Genomic DNA, 16,192 nt, shown 5'->3' with positions numbered 1-16,192 from the left:
CACTCCGCTATCGCGAGCAGGCTCGCTCCCACATTGGACTTGAGGTGTACGCAGCTTTTGCATACACCACCAGCCCCTGTGGGAGCCGGGCTTGCCCGCGAAGACGGCGGCACATTCAACATCTGCATAACAGACACTCCGCTATCGCGAGCAAGCTCGCTCCCGCACTGGATCGCGGCTGTACGCCTACCAACCGTCGAGTGTCCCCATTTTCCGCCACAGACTTTTGCTCCCCGCCAATGCTTAATGCCCCCCGACAGGCTGAACCGTTTTAGTGGACGGAGTCCACGGACAGTCTCTGATCGCTGCTGATCAGGGTGGCCTATAACCGCAAGATCACTTTGGAGGGAACCTTATGCATGTGATCATTACGGCCGTCGGCTCAGCCGGTGACGTTCATCCATTTGTCGGCATCGGGCGTACGCTCGTGGCACGCGGGCACCGGGTCACGTTTTGCGCCAGCGCGGCGTTCGCGCCGTTGATCGAGCGCTGTGGTTTCACCTTCTTGCCATTGGGTACCCGTGAGGAATATGACGAGGTCATGGCTGACCCGGCGCTGTGGCATCCGCGCACGTCACTGCCTACCCTCTGGAAAACCATCGCCAGCACCCTGCGCGAACAGTACCGGCTGCTGGAACAGGCCTGTGACGACGAAACGGTCATGCTGGGGTCCTTGTGGGCATTCTCCGCGCGTCTGCTGCAGGAAAAACTCGGTATCCCGCTGGTCACCGCGCAGGTGTCGCCGTTCGGTTTCTGGTCGGCCGCCGCGCCCTCGACCCATCCACCAGGCACCAACCTGCCGACATTCGTGCCCTATCCCGTGAAACGGCTGCTGCTGGGGGTGATCGAACGGGCATTTCTCGACCGGGTCATGGCCCCGGAACTCAACAGCTTCCGCCAGGAGCTGGGGCTCGCGCCGACCAAACGCATTATCAGCCAATGGATTTCCTCGCCTGATCGGGTGCTGGGGCTGTTTCCGGAGTGGTTCGCCCCCGTGCAACACGACTGGCCTGCCCAGACCGTCCTGACCGGCTTCCCGTTGTTCGATGAGTCCGGACTCCAGCCGCTCGACGCCGAACTGGAAGACTTTCTGAACGAGGCTTCACCGGTGGTGTTTACCCCGGGTTCGACCATGGTCAATGGCGAGCAATATTTCACCGCAGCGGTTCAGGCACTGAAATTGATCAACCGTCGCGGCGTGTTCCTGACCAGCCAGCCGGTGGATCCTTCAGTGTCCAGCGAAGGCAGGATCCTGGTACGGCGCTACGTGCCGATGAGTCGCATCCTGCCCCACAGCGCAGCGCTGGTGCATCACGGAGGTGTCGGGACCACGGCCCTGGCCATGGCCGCCGGCGTGCCGCAGATCGCCACGCCATTCGCTCACGACCAGTTCGACAACGCTGCACGAATGGAGCGCCTGGGCTGTGGCTTGCGGGTCTTCCCGCCTGCCTCCGCCGAGTCGCTGGCCGCGGCGCTGGAAAAGGTCTTGAACAGCCAGGAAGTACGCGCCAGTTGCGACCGCTATCGCACACTGATTCCGAGCGGTGACAGCGCCAGTGAAGCGGCAGCCCTGCAGATCGAGGCGCTCGCCCGGACTGCCAGGTCACGCGCAGCCTAAGGCCGACATCGCCCAGCGCAATCATGGATGAAACAGCCACCGACAGAAGAACGCCAGCCGTTTTTCTGTCTGGCTTTGAAAAGGACGACGAACATGGACGTACTCTACCCGCTTACCGCCCCGCAGCTGGACATCTGGCTGGATCAAGTGCTGCACGGCGACAGCCCGCTGTACAACATAGGCGGGTATGCCTGCATCAACGGCCCGGTCGATGCCGCAAGGTTGAAACAGGCCATCGACCACGTGGTCAGCCGCCACGACGCCTTGCGCATTCAACTGGTGCCGGGCTCGGCGGAGCATCCCCTGCCGCGCCAGCGCTTCCTGGAATCGGCCAGCGCACCGCTGACGTTGCACGATGTTTCGGCAGAAGCCGATCCGCAGGCCAGCGCCCTGGCCCTGCTGCAAGTCAACCTGCAAACGCCATTTTCCTTTGACAGCGGATTGCTGTTTCGCACGGACCTGATCAAGGTTCGCGACGACCTCCATTACTTTTTCGTCAACGGCCACCACCTGGTCATCGACGGCTGGTCCTTCGCCATGATTGGCCGGGCGATCAGCGAAGCGTATACCGCCGCACTGGACCCAGCGGAAACGCCCATGCCGGCGCCGACCTACCAGGCGTATGTCGAGCAACAGAAGAACCACAAGGACTCACCTGCCTTCCAGCGTCAGCGCCAGTACTGGCTGGACAAATACCGCAGTGTGCCCGAACCCCTGCTCGCGCCCCGCCACCCGGGTCGATTCGAGCAACGCCTGGCCCCCAGCCAGAACCACGCCTGGCGCTTGCCCCGTGCGCTCTACAATCGTCTTGGCGAACGGGCCAAGGCCTGCGGACAGGCGACGGTTTTCCATGCCATGCTGGGGCTGCTCTACAGCTACTTCGCGCGCATTGCGCAACGGGATGAAATCGTGATCGGCATGCCGGTCCTCAACCGTGCCAACGCCACACACAAGGCCACCCTCGGCCTGTTCGTCGGCATGAGCCCGGTACGCCTCAGCCTGGGCACCGAACTGAGTTTCAGTGAGCTGGTGGCCAGGATCGCGTTGACACTCAAGCAGGACTATCGCCATCAACGTTATCCGTTGAGCGAACTGAACCGTGAGCTGGGCCTGCAGAACGTGGGCCGCCGGCAATTGTTCGACCTGGTGGTGTCCTACGAGCAAGACCAGGACACCTGGTACGGCTCCGCACCCGCCCAACCGGTCAAGCTCAGCAATGGCTACGAACAGATGCCCCTGGCGATGCACATTCGCGAAGCCGCGCCGGACGACGACGTATGGATGCATTTCATCTACAACGAGGCCTGGTTCGACGCGGCGCAGATCGAGGCCTTGCAACAGCGCTTCATGACCGCACTGCACGGTGTGGTCGATGATTTCGACGTGCCGGTCAAGGCCCTCGACATCATGCCTCCCGTTGAGCGCTACCGGGTGGTGAATGAATGGAACCACACCCCTGTCGACTACCCCAGGGACGTACTGCTTCATCAACTGATCGAAACCCAGGTAGCCGCGCGCCCCGAAGCCACAGCGGTACGTTTCGAAGACCGGACGCTGACCTACGACGAACTGAACCGACGGGCCAATCAGGTGGCACACGCCCTGCTCGAAACCGGTATCGGCCCCGACGCACGGGTCGCCATCTGCCTGGAGCGCAGCCTGGAAATGGTGGTGGGCCTGTTGGGCATTCTCAAGGCGGGCGGCGCCTACGTGCCCCTGGACCCGGGCTATCCTGCCGACCGCTTGCGCCACATGTTGAGCGACAGTGCCCCCAGCACCCTGATAACCACGCGCGCGTTGCTCACGAACCTGCCCGCCGTGACGATGCCAGTGCTCTGCCTGGACAGCGATCTCGAGCAACTGTCCCGCCAACCACAGCACAACCCGGACCCCGTCGCCCTGGGATTGACCCCGCGGCACCTGGCCTACGTGATCTACACCTCCGGCTCCACCGGCCTGCCCAAAGGCGTCATGAACCAGCATGACGGGGTGGTGAACCGATTGCTCTGGGCCCGCGACGCTTATCAGGTCGATGAACACAGCCGTGTCCTGCAAAAAACCCCGTTCAGTTTCGACGTGTCCGTCTGGGAGTTTTTCCTGCCGCTGCTCAGTGGTGCGCAACTGGTGGTCGCCGCTCCCGGCGGGCATCAGGACCCTCGCTACCTGCTGGACATCATGGCGAGTGCCGGCATCACCCTGCTGCACTTCGTGCCATCGATGTTGCAAGTGTTCCTCGATCAGGTCACGGCGCAACCGTTGCCAAACCTGAGAAAAGTCCTGTGCAGTGGCGAAGCCTTGCCCTATGCGTTGCAGACGCGTTTCTTCGAACGCCTGCCAGGGGTGCAGTTGCACAACCTGTATGGCCCCACCGAGGCGGCCATCGACGTGACGGCCTGGCATTGCCGACCGGATGTGCACCCGGGCATCGTTCCCATCGGCCGGCCGATCGCCAATACCCAGATGTACATCCTCGACGCCAACCTGCAACTGTTGCCGCCGGGCATCGCTGGTGAGCTTCACATCGGCGGTATAGGGGTCGCACGGGGTTACTTGAACCGTGAGCAACTGACCGCCGAACGGTTCATCCGCGACCCGTTCCAGGCCGACCCGCAGGCGCGCCTGTACAAAACCGGCGACCTGGGTCGCTGGCTGCCCGACGGCAGCATCGAATACCTGGGCCGCAACGATTTCCAGGTGAAGATCCGAGGCCTGCGTATTGAACTCGGTGAGATCGAAGCGCACCTGGCGGCTTGTGCAGGCGTCAAGGAAGTCGTGGTCATTGCACGCCAGGAAACCGAAGGCGATGCCTGCCTCAGCGCCTACCTGGTGGGCGAGCCCGGCTGCGTGCTGTCACCCCAGGCCCTGAGTGCAACCTTGCGCCAGCACGTGCCCGACTACATGGTGCCCCGGCACCTGATCCAGCTCGAACAATTGCCCTTGAACGCCAACGGCAAGCTCGACCGCAAGGCCTTGCCGGAACCCGCACAATCCTTCGGCAGCACCGACGCGACCGCGCCGCGCAACGCCCTGGAACAGGCATTGGCCGAACTCTGGGCGGACAATCTGCAACGCCCCGTGCCCGGTGTCCACGACAATTACTTCATGCTCGGTGGCGACTCCCTGAAAGTCATCCACTTGCAGATCAAGGCCCGTGAACATGGGATCGCCCTGACGCTGGCACAGGTCTATCAGCACCCGACCATCGCCGAACTGGCCCAGAGCCTGCAGGCGCAGGCCGTCGCGCCGGCGGACCTGGCGCCCTCGGCCCATGTCGCCCCGTTCGCCCAGGTGCCGGAGGCGATCCGCCTGGCCAATGAAGGTGAGTTCGAGGATGTTTTTGCCGCCTCGCAACTGCAGGTCGGGATGATCTACCACTCGATGATGCACCCGGATTCGGCGATCTATCACGACATCTTCCGCTACCGCCTGCGCCTGCGCTGGGATCCGCTCGCCTGGGACCGGGCCTGCCGCGCGTTGATCCGCCGTCACCCGGCATTGCGCATGTCGTTCGACATCGGCCATGCCGAAACCCCGATGGCCCGGATTCATTCAAGCGTCGAACCGCCGGTGCAAGTCATCGACGCCGTGTCACTGAGCCCTGAAGCCCGGGCCCAGGCGATTGCTGCCTATGTAGAGGAGCGCAAGCGCTACCGCGAAGACTGGCAACGGGCGCCGCTGTATCAGTTCTGCGTGTTTGTCGCGGCCCAGGAAATCGACCTGGTGTTGAGTTTCCATCATGCGATTCTCGATGGCTGGAGCGTCGCTACCCTCATGCGTGACCTGATCACGCTATACACCTCGGAACCCGGCACGGACGTATTGCCCGCCCTGACCACGACACCCGCCGACTTCGCCGTCCTGGAGCGGGAAGCCATGGCGTCCGACGTCCACCGCCACTTCTGGAGCGAATACCTGCGCGATGCACCGGCCGCCTCCATGACCAGTTGGGTCTCCGTGGTCGCCCCCGACCCGGTTCAGCACCGCTCGGCCTGGCGGGAACTGCCCCCGGCGGACCTGGCGCGGCTCGAGGCGTTCTGCCGCGTCCAGGACCTGCCGTTGCGCGCGGTCCTGCTGGCAGCCCACGGTTTCGCCCAAGCCATTCTGTCCAACCAGACGGAAGTGCTGTGTGGCGTCATCAGCCACGGTCGTCCGGAATTCGAAGATGCGGCCTCGGTGCTGGGCCTGTTCCTCAATACCCTGCCCATCCGTTTCGACACCCAGGGCGGCAATTGGCTCGAGGTGATCCGCGCGCTGATCGCCCAGGAGCAGCAGGTGTTCGCCCATCGGCGCTATCCCTTCGCACTGATCCATCGCGAAACCGCCGTGGCCCTGAACGTGGTGTTCAACTACGTCGACTTCTATGTGCTCAAGGACATGCTGACGCAGGACGAGGAAATCCTCACCGAATGGGACACCACCGAAGCCAGCAACTATGACCTGCTGACCACCATCGGTCGCCATCCCGCCAACGGCTCGCTGATCCTGAAAATGGACTACTGCACGGCGCGGGTCGCCACCAGCCAGGTCGAGGCCTATGCCGACTACCTGCTGCGCACCCTGGAGCTGATGATTGCCGGGCCCGGTTCCGCGCCAAGCATACCGGCCTGGCTGCCCAACCCCGTCCAAGCCATGCCGACGGCCGTCACGGCAATGCCCCATGACAATCTGTCGTCCTTGTTGCTGGACCGCCTGGCGGGCCACGACGAACGAATCGCTGTGAGCTTCGAGCAGACCCACCTGTCCTATCGCCAACTGAGCGACACCTGCGCGCAACTGGTGAGTTGGTTGCACCGACACGGCATCGGACAAGGCGATCGGGTGGCGATCATGATGCCCCGCTCGCCCGAGCTGATCGTTGCCCTGCTCGGCGTGGTGCAGGCGGGCGCGGCGTATGTGCCGATTGACCTGAGCTACCCCCATGAACGTATCCGGCTGATTCTCGAAGATTCCCAACCGAGCCTGCTGCTGTTTGCCGATGCGTCGGCCACCCTGGCGACCACCCTGGCAGGCCAGACGGTCAAGCGTCATTGGAACGACGTGGCCGCCGGATTCGATGACGACCTGGCCCGCAGTCATGAGCTGGTGGCCCAGATTGCCGCCGGCATTGCAGGCGAAGATAACGCCTACCTGCTCTATACCTCGGGCTCGACGGGACGCCCCAAGGGCGTGGCCATGCCGCACCGTGCGCTGACCAACCTGGTGCTCTGGCAGAACCGCCAGCAGGACGCCGGCATACCGTTGAAGACACTGCAGTACTCGCCCATTTCGTTCGACGTATCGTTCCAGGAGATTTTCTCCACCCTGTGCGGCGGTGCAGAGCTGGTCATGATCGACGAAGGGCTGCGCTATGACTTCATCCGGCTGCTGAAATTTGTCCAGCTGCAAGATATCAATCGGCTGTTCCTGCCCTACGTCGCCTTCCAGGGGTTGGCGGAAGTTGCCCAGCAACTCGATCTCCGCCCCGCCTCGCTGCGCCAGATCAGCGTGGCCGGCGAGCAGCTGAAAATCACCGCCGAAATCCGCAACCTGCTGGACAGTCTCGACGATTGCCGAGTGGAAAATCACTACGGCCCGACGGAAGCCCATGTGGTCACTTGCCTCAAGCTGGAAGGCGCCGCAGCGTCCTGGCCGAGCATGCCGCCAATTGGCACCGCCATCGACGGGGTTCGCATGCATGTCCTGGATGCCACGGGCAACGCCTGCCCGGTCGGGGTCACGGGAGACTTGTTCATCGAAGGCATCTGCCTTGCGAACGGCTACTGGAATCGACCTGACCTGACTGACGAGCGCTTCATCTATCGCCAGTTGGACGGCAAGACCCGGCGTCTTTATGAAACCGGCGACATCGGGTTCTACCTGCCTTCGGGTGACCTCGTCTATCAGGGCCGCAGCGACGCGCAGGTGAAGATCCGCGGGTATCGCGTCGAACTGGGGGAAATCGAGGTGGCCATGCTCGGCTCCAGCCGGTTCGGTGCCGACATCCAGCAGGTGGCGGTCATCGACAAGGCGGCAGCGGACGGCAGTCGTTATCTGGTGGGCTTCGTCCAGGCCATGCCGGGGCGCGAGCCGGACCTGGATCAACTCAAGGCCGAGATGCGCCTGGCGCTGCCCGACTACATGGTGCCGAACACCCTGGTCGGCATCGCGCGGATCCCCCTTGGCCCCACCGGCAAGATCGACCGCCGACAACTGCAGAAGGTCGAGGTGCAAACCACCCTGCTACGCCCGTTCACCGCACCCAGGAACGCCACGGAAGACCTGTTGCAAGCCTACTGGCAAGAAGCCCTGGGCCTGGAAGACATCAGCGTGCACGACAACTTCTTCGAGCTCGGCGGCAATTCGCTCAAGGCCGTGCAACTGGTTGCCATGCTGACCCGGCACCAGGGCCTGGAACCGTCACTGTCCGACTTCATCCAGGCTCCGACCATTGCCGAATTCGCCCAGGTCCTGCAGCGGACCGACGCCGCGCCCTCCGACACCGGCGCGCTGGTGGATTTCAAGAATGCCAGCCGGGCGCCGACGCTGTTCCTGGTCCACCCCATCGGTGGGCATGTGCTGTGTTACGCCGCCCTCGCCCGGACGCTCAAGGATCAGGTTCATCTCTATGCGCTGCAAGCGCCAGGGACCTGGGATGCCCGTGAGCCGCTGCAATCGGTGCAGGCCCAGGCCGTGTGCTACGCGGACGCCATTGAACAGGTCGCCCCCCAAGGCCCGCTGAACATCGGCGGCTGGTCCTACGGCGGCATCGTGGCCTATGAGCTGGCGAGCGAGTTGCGGCGGCGCGGACGGCGCCTGCACAACGTGTTCCTGCTGGACACCATCGTGCGCGTCAAGCAGGGCGAGGTCCGAATAGAACGCAGCGAGTTCATGAACTGGTTCATGTGGGAATTGCTCAGCGGCGACGGCCAGAAGGAATACGACTACCAGGCCCTGGACTTCTCTTCCATGACTGACGCGGACGCCTTCGATGCGATCAAGCAGCATGGTATCGAGCAAGGCATTTTCGACAACAACATCACCCGGACCGCCTTGACGCAATTGTTCCAGGTCTTCCATGCCAACTGGCAGTCGCTGCTGGACTACCGCTTCCCGCCGATGGACCTGCCGATCACGTTGTTCGCCGCGGATGTCGAACTGCCCGACGTGCTGCAGGCGCCCCATGAGCAGGTGGGCACTGCCTTTCACGACCCGTATCGCGGCTGGCGGACGATTGCGCCCCAAGTGCAGCGGGTGGCCGTGGAAGGCGACCACCTGACCATGATGCGCGAGCCGCACATCGAGCGGGTGGGCGACATCATCCGCTCACGAATGGACGCGGCCCGGGCTGCACATGCCGGTGCCCTGGCGGCGTTGGCCTAGCAGTTGAATCTGTGGCGAGGGGATTTATCCCCTCGCCACAATGATTCATACAAATCTCAAGTGAATAGCACCACGGAACAGGTGAAACCAACATGACAACACCCAGGAAAGCCATCGTGGCAGGCGCCGGTATCGGCGGACTGACCGCAGCCATCGCCCTGCAACGAGCGGGCTGGCAGGTCAAGGTCTTCGAAGCGGCCCAGACGCTGCGCACCGGTGGCACCGGTCTGTCCATCATGGCCAATGCCATGGCGGCGCTGCACTCGATCGACGCCCACGTTCCGGTGGAACAGGCAGGCCAGGCGATCCGCCAGTTTTTCTTCAAGAAGCACAACGGCGAGCCCATCACCCGCATGCCGATCCACGAAGTCGGCGAGCAACTGGGCCATCCCAATGTGAACATCCAACGCCCGCTGCTGCTGCGCGCCCTGGCCCAGCAGCTCGCCCCCGACAGCCTGACCACCGGGTTGCGTTGCGTGGGCTACAGCCATCGCCCGGATGGCGTGGCGGTGCAGTTCGAAAATGGCGCCACCCAGGAAGCCGACCTGCTGATCGGCGCCGATGGCCTGAATTCGGTCATCCGCCGGCAGATGCTCGGCGAGACACCTACACGCCCCTCGGGCTATATCGCCTGGCTCGCGGTAACGCCGTTGCGCCATCCGGTGATGACCGAGGGCTATGTGGCCCATTACTGGGGTCGCGGCAAGCGGTTCGGGCTGTGTGACGTAGGGGATGGCCATGCGTACTGGTGGGGCACCTGCAACCGTGCCAATGCGGCTGACGACGCCTTGAACGTCAATAAACAGGAAGTGCTCGCCGCCTATGCCGGCTGGGCACCGGAGGTCGTTGCCGCCATCGAGGCCACGCCCGAGAGTGCCCTGCTGAAAATGCACGCCCGGGATCGTCATCCCGTGAAGCAATGTCGCGATGGGCACGTAGTGCTGCTGGGCGATGCCGCTCATCCGATGCTGCCCAGCCTGGGCCAGGGTGCGGCACAGGCCATTGAGGATGCCGTGGTGCTTGCCGATTGCCTGGCGCAGGCGCCGGACCTTGGCAGCGCGCTGGCACATTACCAGGCGTACCGACTCCCCCGGGCCAACGGCATCGTCAATGCCGCACGTTTCATGAGCGGTATCGAACAGGCCGAATCGACATTCGCCTGCTGGGCCCGGGAATGGTACTTCCGCCTGACACCACAGAGCAGCTGGCGCAAAAAGAACCTCGACATCCTGTCGTTCAAACCCGACCTACAACCGGTTGCAGCCTACGTCAATGACTGAAATCGACTCACGCATAGACAAAAAATGAAAAAAAATTCAAAAATAGGAGGCGTCCTACAGATTTGGAACTTTAATTCTGGGCGTTTACCCCTAGAAAAAAAGCGCTATCGAGGCGTCGAAAACCAGGCACAGGAAGCAGCCAACGGCCCACCCGCCTCTATAACCTTATGTTTTTAGGGGTGAATTTTAAAATCAGCCAATCAGGCTGGCTAACCGTACTGACCAGGCATTTTGCAAAGGGAGAGGTTTTTGCCAGGAATCGTCAGCTAAAACAGGACCGTCGGACTGTCCCTGTTTTCCCTTACAGACTTTTCCTACATGAGAATGCTTAATAGTCCCACCGGCTGAATCGTTTTTCATGTGAATGGATTCACAGGTGATTTTGATCCTCAGGTCTTAAATCCAGAAAAGGCTTCAGCATTTTAGGAAGCGATCGGATTTTTCTCCGTCGACGGTCACTGAGATGCAAAGCAGTTTCGATATGCAGGATAAGCATATGAATCGACATGCGGTTTTTGGAGGTGCGCAAAACACGCACATCTACGCGGAGCTAGGGAAGCTGATTTCAAGTGTCGGACACGAGAGTTTCTTGACCAACATGCACCAACTGATCGAAACATCGGTGCCTGTCAGTCGACTCGAACTGAGTGAGTGGACAATTGACGATGCCCAGGCAACGGTCCTCGATGTGCAGTTGCTCGGGGATGCAGGCCAGCCGAAAAGCCCGCAGATGCAATCCGTCTGCCCTACCACTGCAATACAGCGCAACGACCACCCCCTGGTGAAACGGGTCCTGGAAGTGGACGACGCCCTGCTGATCCACCTGGGCGCACGGATGAAGAACGAAAGAGACAACAACTGCCTGGGTACTTCCCATCAATGCAGCCTGATTTCGCGCAAGGGCAATCGTCGCTGCGTGATCTCGTTGCACCGGCCCCAGGCACAGCGCGACTTTTCCCTGCAGGAACTGTCCTTTTTGAAATACCTCTCCGAGACACTGTTGCCGCTGGGGGAGCGTCATGCCCACCTCAATCGGCAATCGTCTCTCAGGAGCCCGGGCAGCGCCACCTCTCATCCACTGAACATCGCTGACCAGACACAGCTGCAACGGGATTTCGATGAACGATTGAGCCCTTGTGACGTGACCCTGTCGGTGCGGGAAAAAGAGGTCTGCCTGGGACTCCTGGCAGGCGGCACCGTCCCGGAGATAGCGGAAAAGCTGCAGGTCAAAAACAGCTCCATCGAAACCTACCTCAAACGCGCCGCCGCCAAACTTGGCGTCAGCGGACGGCATGGGCTGGCGAAATGGATGATCGGATCCTGATGCGCAGGCACCGGCGCGCACGGATCTAACCGAACCCCTGCCCGTGCCACCGGGGCCTGGCAGGCATCACGATGAGACAGGTCGATGCGTAAACTTCTGAGCCCTTTGACGGCCGCGACACTCCTGCTCGGCGGTTGTTCGCTGATCCCGGACTACCAGCGCCCCGATGCCCCCGTCGCCGCGCAATATCCCCAGACGTCCGCCTATGCCCCGGCCCTGTCGGGACCTGCCGCGGCCGATCAGGGCTGGCGGGACCTGTTCCATGATCCGGCGCTGCAGCAAGTCATCGAAAGCGCGTTGATCAACAACCGCGACTTGCGCGTGGCGGCCCTGAACGTCGAGGCCTACCAGGCGCAATACCGGATCCAGCGCGCGGACATCTTCCCGGCGATCAGTGCCAACGGCACCGGCTCGCGCCAGCGGCTGCCGGGCAGCCTGACGGGAACCGGCAAACCGGGGATCAGCAGCTCATATTCCACCACGCTGGGCATCAGCGCTTATGAGCTGGATCTGTTCGGACGCATACGCAGCCTCAGCGACCAGGCGTCCCTCATCTATCTGTCCAGCGAAGAAGCTCGCCGCAGCACCCAACTGAGCCTGGTGGGCAGTGTCGCCAGTGCCTACCTGACCTGGCGTGCCGACCAGGAATTACTGGCACTGACCCAGGACACGCTGCAGTCCTATGAACAAAGCCTGCGCCTGACAGAACGAAGCAATCAGGTGGGCACCGCCTCGGCCCTGGCCCTCAGCCAGTCTCGTACCTCGGTGGAAGATGCCAGGGCCCGCCTGGCCCAGTTCCAGCGCCAGGTTGCCCAGGACTTCAACAATCTCACCTTGCTGGTCGGCACTTCGGTCGCGGACGACCTGCCCGCCCGCCCCCTGTCCTCCGAGCTGCTGAGCGAGGTACCGGCCGGCTTGCCGTCGGACCTGTTGCAACGCCGTCCGGATGTGCTTGAGGCCGAGTACCTGCTGCAAGCGGCCAACGCCAATATCGGCGCGGCCCGTGCTGCCTTCTTCCCGAGCATCAGCCTGACCGCCAACGCCGGCACCTCGAGCAATGAGTTGTCCGGGCTGTTCAAGAGCGGGTCGGGCAGTTGGCTGTTCCAGCCCCAGATCAACCTGCCGATTTTCAATGCCGGCAGCCTTCGGGCGAGCCTGAACTATTCGAAAATCCAGAAGGATATCCGCGTCTCCCAGTACGAGAAGTCGATCCAGACGGCTTTCCGGGAAGTCTCCGACGGCCTGGCGGCGCGCAAGACCTACAAGGAACAGCTGGTCGCGCAGACCGATCTGGTACAGGCCAACCAGGATTACTACAGGCTGGCGGAGCGTCGCTATCGCATCGGCGTCGACAGCAGCCTGACGTTCCTTGATGCACAACGCTCACTGTTCAGCGCCCGGCAGACCCTTATCGTCGATCGACTGTCGCAGCTGCTCGCCGAGGTCAACCTGTACAAGGCGCTGGGTGGGGGTTGGGTCGAACGCACAAACACCATGACTGTGAGGTGAACGAAGATGGGCACATTCGAACCTGGAACACTTGTCCGTTTACGCTCGGGAGGCAAGACCATGGTGGTCAAGCCTGCCTCATCGATCGCCCAGTTGCCCGACACCCTGCTGCTACTTTGCGAGTACCGGGCCAAGAATCGGCTGGTGCAGGGTTTCTATGCCGTGCGCGACCTGATCCCGGCGTCTGCGACACCCGACGGTGAAAGAACCTGACCTGGCTCGGGCACCTTCAACACCCACGCAAGCTGACCTATCGCCATCGCGAGCAGGCTCGCTCCCACAGGGGATTGGCGCCGGACGCAAATGCCGAAAGCGCCCCTGATAATGTGGGAGCGAGCCTGCTCGCAATGACGGCGGCACAGCCAACATCGTAGCGCTTCATCACGGCCTTACACCGTTCGCGAATACTGGACCGTCGGGGCTGCTTCCAGGTAGGCGTCGAAGGCCATGGCAACGCTACGCATCATCAGTTGTCCCTGGGGCAGCAGTACCAGCGCGTCGGGGTGGATTTGCAGCAATCCGTCACGCACCTGTTCCTGGAGCCGAGACAACGCGCCGGCGAAGTATTCGCTGAAGCAAATGCCGTGGCCAGTCTCGATCCGGCTGACATCCACGCGCCCATGACACATCAATTCGCTGATGACTTCACGCCGCAAGCGGTCGTCATCGCTCAGGCGATAGCCGCGCTGCACCGGCAGCAGGCCCTGGTCCAGGCGGGCGTAATACTGGGACAGCTCCTTGACGTTCTGGTTATAGCTGTCGCCGACCTTGCCGATCGAGGACACGCCCAGGCCGATCAGGTCGCAGTCCGCGTGGGTGGAGTAGCCCTGGAAATTGCGCTGCAGGGTACCCTGCCCACGGGCACGCACCAGCTCATCGTCCGGCAGCGCAAAGTGGTCCATGCCGATGTAGACATAACCCGCCTCGCTCAGCCGATTGATGGTCAGTTCGAGCAGCTCCAGTTTGCGCTCTGGCGGGGGCATGTCTTCAGGGCGGATCATCCGCTGCGCCCTCACCCGCTGCGGCAGGTGCGCGTAGCTGTAGGCCGCAATCCGGTCGGGGCGCAGGGCAATGATCTTGTCCAGGGTAGTATCGAAACTGGCGAGGGTCTGCAACGGCAGACCATAGATCAGATCGACGCTGACCGACTTGAAGCGCGCCTCCCGGGCCGCCGCCACCAATGCCGCGACCTGGGCCTCGCTTTGTACCCGATTGACGGCGGCTTGCACCTGGGCATCGAAATCCTGAATGCCGAAACTCAGGCGGTTGAAGCCCAACTGACGCAGCCCCTTGACCTGCTCGGCAGCGATGGTCCGCGGATCGACCTCGATGGAAAACTCATGGGCGTCGCTATCGTCCATGTCGAACGACTGGTGCAGGCAGGCCATCAGCTCGGCCAGTTGTTCGTGGGTCAGATAGGTCGGCGTGCCGCCCCCCAGATGCAGTTGGGTCAGCTTGCGCGTGCGATCGAACAAGCTCGCTTGCAGGGCGATTTCACGCTTGAGGTAGGTCAGGTATTCGGCGGCGCGATGGGTCTTGCGGGTGATGATCTTGTTGCACGCGCAGTAGTAGCACAGGCTCTGGCAGAACGGGACGTGGATGTACACCGACAACGGCTTGGGCACCAAGGCCTGGTTGCTACGCCGGACAGCCTCGCGGTATTCATCCATGGCAAATGCCTGGTGGAACTGCGGCGCCGTGGGATAGGAGGTGTAGCGAGGTCCCGGGCAATCGTACTTCTCGACCAGGGCACGATTGAACGTGGATGGGGCATTCATGATGGATTCAACCTTTCAAAAGGCTTGGTCGGTATCGGTTCGAAGGGCATGGCAAGTGCATCGTCAGGGCACGGGTCGAACAGACTGCAAATCGCGTCCACGCTCAATCGACCGGCCGGCAGGATGCCGATGAAGCGGCTCGACAACTCGATCAATCCATCGACATTCAAGGCTTCCAGCTGCGACCAGATCGACGCGAAATGGTCGCGAAAAACCAGTCCGAAACGGGCCTCGATGGCGGGGATGTCCAGTTCCAGGTCACAGGAAAGCTGTTCGGTTACCGCCGCCCTGACCTGAGCCCCGGCCTCACAACGCCAACCGCGACAGACCGGCAGTTGCCCGGCCCCCAGTTGCTGGCGGTACAGCAACAAATCCTCGGTGTTCTGCACGTACAGGTCGTCGATCTGGGTGATGGCCGCCAGCCCGAACCCCACATGATCACAGCAACCATGCCGGGTAAAACCCTGGCAGTCATGGTGCAAGCGCCCATGCTCCTGGGCGACCGCCAGGTCATCGTCGGCCCGGACAAACAGTCCTTTCCCAATGTAGTGATACCCCGCTCCGATCAGCTGTTCGCAGCTGATCCGGCGCATGGCCTCCTTGTCCGCCTGGCTGCAAAAACTGCCGGCCATGGTGGCGTCCGTCAAACGGTAGCGATAAGGCGCCCGAGCGTAATCGAACACGTGCAGCCGGTCCGGCTCCAGTTCGATCAAAGTGGCCAGCTTCAATGCGAAGCTGTGGGGTGTCTGCCAGGCGTGACCATAACCGAGGTCAATACTGATGGAGCGAAAGCCGAAAGTCCGCGCCGCGTCGATCAATGAATGGATCGGTGCCGGATTCTGGTAGCAATCCACCGACAGGTCGCGGTCGGCGCCCATGTCGGGGACACCGATGCTGACGTGGGTGAAGCCCTGGTCGCGGATCAGGCCCATGGTCGACCAATCGGTGTGATGCAGGTCCAGCTCGATGCCCCGGTCGCCGCTCTCGGAAAAGTCGAAGCGCTTGCGCAATTCCCCCATCAGCCGCTGTAGATGAACGATCACCGGCGTGCCGCCGGTCAGCCAGAACTGATCGACCCGCCGGCCCGTCCCCAGGTGACAGCCGACCAGGCCCATCTCGTACATCAGCGATTGCAGATAGACATCGATCCCGGCGCACTGGCAAACGCTGGCAAGGGGTGAACACGACGCCAGCCTCAGGCGCGACGGCAGGTGCACCGACAACGATAGGGGTCTCCGTTTCTGGCGGCTGTGGCGCAACCCTCGGAGCAGATCGAGGGAGCCGACGCCTCCGTGGAATTTATGTAGCAGGTCGAACATGACAA

The 16,192-nt window shown here is 62.3% G+C and carries 8 protein-coding genes; 6 read left to right on the top strand and 2 right to left on the bottom strand.

What is annotated here, in order from left to right; genetic code table 11:
* The first annotated feature begins 355 nt into the window (after nucleotides 1-355).
* The 6 genes from ACODTO_RS25865 to ACODTO_RS25840 all read left to right on the top strand — a co-directional run bounded on the left by ACODTO_RS25865 (nucleotide 356) and on the right by ACODTO_RS25840 (nucleotide 13,303).
* Nucleotides 356-1,618 (top strand): glycosyltransferase, encoded by a 1,263-nt coding sequence (locus ACODTO_RS25865; protein ID WP_489107268.1) that lies wholly within the window; start codon nucleotides 356-358, stop codon nucleotides 1,616-1,618.
* Nucleotides 1,619-1,711: 93 nt separating this feature from the next.
* Nucleotides 1,712-8,977: an amino acid adenylation domain-containing protein gene (locus tag ACODTO_RS25860; protein ID WP_489107267.1), complete on the top strand. Its 7,266-nt coding sequence runs from the start codon at nucleotides 1,712-1,714 to the stop codon at nucleotides 8,975-8,977.
* A gap of 92 nt (nucleotides 8,978-9,069) precedes the next feature.
* Nucleotides 9,070-10,257, top strand: a complete 1,188-nt coding sequence (locus tag ACODTO_RS25855) for an FAD-dependent monooxygenase (RefSeq protein ID WP_175385711.1) — start codon at nucleotides 9,070-9,072, stop codon at nucleotides 10,255-10,257.
* Nucleotides 10,258-10,753: 496 nt separating this feature from the next.
* Nucleotides 10,754-11,581, top strand: a complete 828-nt coding sequence (locus ACODTO_RS25850; protein ID WP_139648462.1) for a helix-turn-helix transcriptional regulator — start codon at nucleotides 10,754-10,756, stop codon at nucleotides 11,579-11,581.
* 84 nt (nucleotides 11,582-11,665) lie between these two features.
* The gene (adeC, locus tag ACODTO_RS25845; RefSeq protein WP_175385710.1) at nucleotides 11,666-13,090 is read left to right on the top strand and encodes an AdeC/AdeK/OprM family multidrug efflux complex outer membrane factor; all 1,425 of its coding nucleotides are present in this window, start codon (nucleotides 11,666-11,668) and stop codon (nucleotides 13,088-13,090) included.
* 6 nt (nucleotides 13,091-13,096) lie between these two features.
* A complete protein-coding gene (locus ACODTO_RS25840; RefSeq protein ID WP_139648458.1) occupies nucleotides 13,097-13,303 on the top strand; it encodes a YodC family protein in 207 nt (68 codons plus the stop codon).
* Between the two features lie 176 nt (nucleotides 13,304-13,479).
* Here the strand turns inward: ACODTO_RS25840 and hemN are convergent, their stop codons facing one another.
* Together hemN and ACODTO_RS25830 are read right to left on the bottom strand one after the other, a co-directional pair.
* Nucleotides 13,480-14,868: an oxygen-independent coproporphyrinogen III oxidase gene (gene hemN / locus ACODTO_RS25835; RefSeq protein WP_175385709.1), complete on the bottom strand. Its 1,389-nt coding sequence runs from the start codon at nucleotides 14,866-14,868 to the stop codon at nucleotides 13,480-13,482.
* The gene (locus tag ACODTO_RS25830) at nucleotides 14,865-16,187 is read right to left on the bottom strand and encodes an oxygen-independent coproporphyrinogen III oxidase (RefSeq protein ID WP_249776329.1); all 1,323 of its coding nucleotides are present in this window, start codon (nucleotides 16,185-16,187) and stop codon (nucleotides 14,865-14,867) included. The genes hemN and ACODTO_RS25830 overlap by 4 nt, the downstream gene beginning before the upstream one ends.
* Nucleotides 16,188-16,192: the final 5 nt, after the last annotated feature.

The organism is Pseudomonas sp. FG13, from assembly GCF_057809755.1.
This window is presented reverse-complemented; position numbering and strand designations above follow the sequence as displayed.

Bases quoted from the DNA above. Each gene is read 5' to 3' on its own strand.
- ACODTO_RS25865 (WP_489107268.1), top strand. From the start codon at position 356: ATGCATGTGATCATTACGGCCGTCGGCTCAGCCGGTGACGTTCATCCA.
- ACODTO_RS25860 (WP_489107267.1), top strand. From the start codon at position 1,712: ATGGACGTACTCTACCCGCTTACCGCCCCGCAGCTGGACATCTGGCTG.
- ACODTO_RS25855 (WP_175385711.1), top strand. From the start codon at position 9,070: ATGACAACACCCAGGAAAGCCATCGTGGCAGGCGCCGGTATCGGCGGA.
- ACODTO_RS25850 (WP_139648462.1), top strand. From the start codon at position 10,754: ATGAATCGACATGCGGTTTTTGGAGGTGCGCAAAACACGCACATCTAC.
- adeC (WP_175385710.1), top strand. From the start codon at position 11,666: ATGCGTAAACTTCTGAGCCCTTTGACGGCCGCGACACTCCTGCTCGGC.
- ACODTO_RS25840 (WP_139648458.1), top strand. From the start codon at position 13,097: ATGGGCACATTCGAACCTGGAACACTTGTCCGTTTACGCTCGGGAGGC.
- hemN (WP_175385709.1), bottom strand. From the start codon at position 14,868: ATGAATGCCCCATCCACGTTCAATCGTGCCCTGGTCGAGAAGTACGAT.
- ACODTO_RS25830 (WP_249776329.1), bottom strand. From the start codon at position 16,187: ATGTTCGACCTGCTACATAAATTCCACGGAGGCGTCGGCTCCCTCGAT.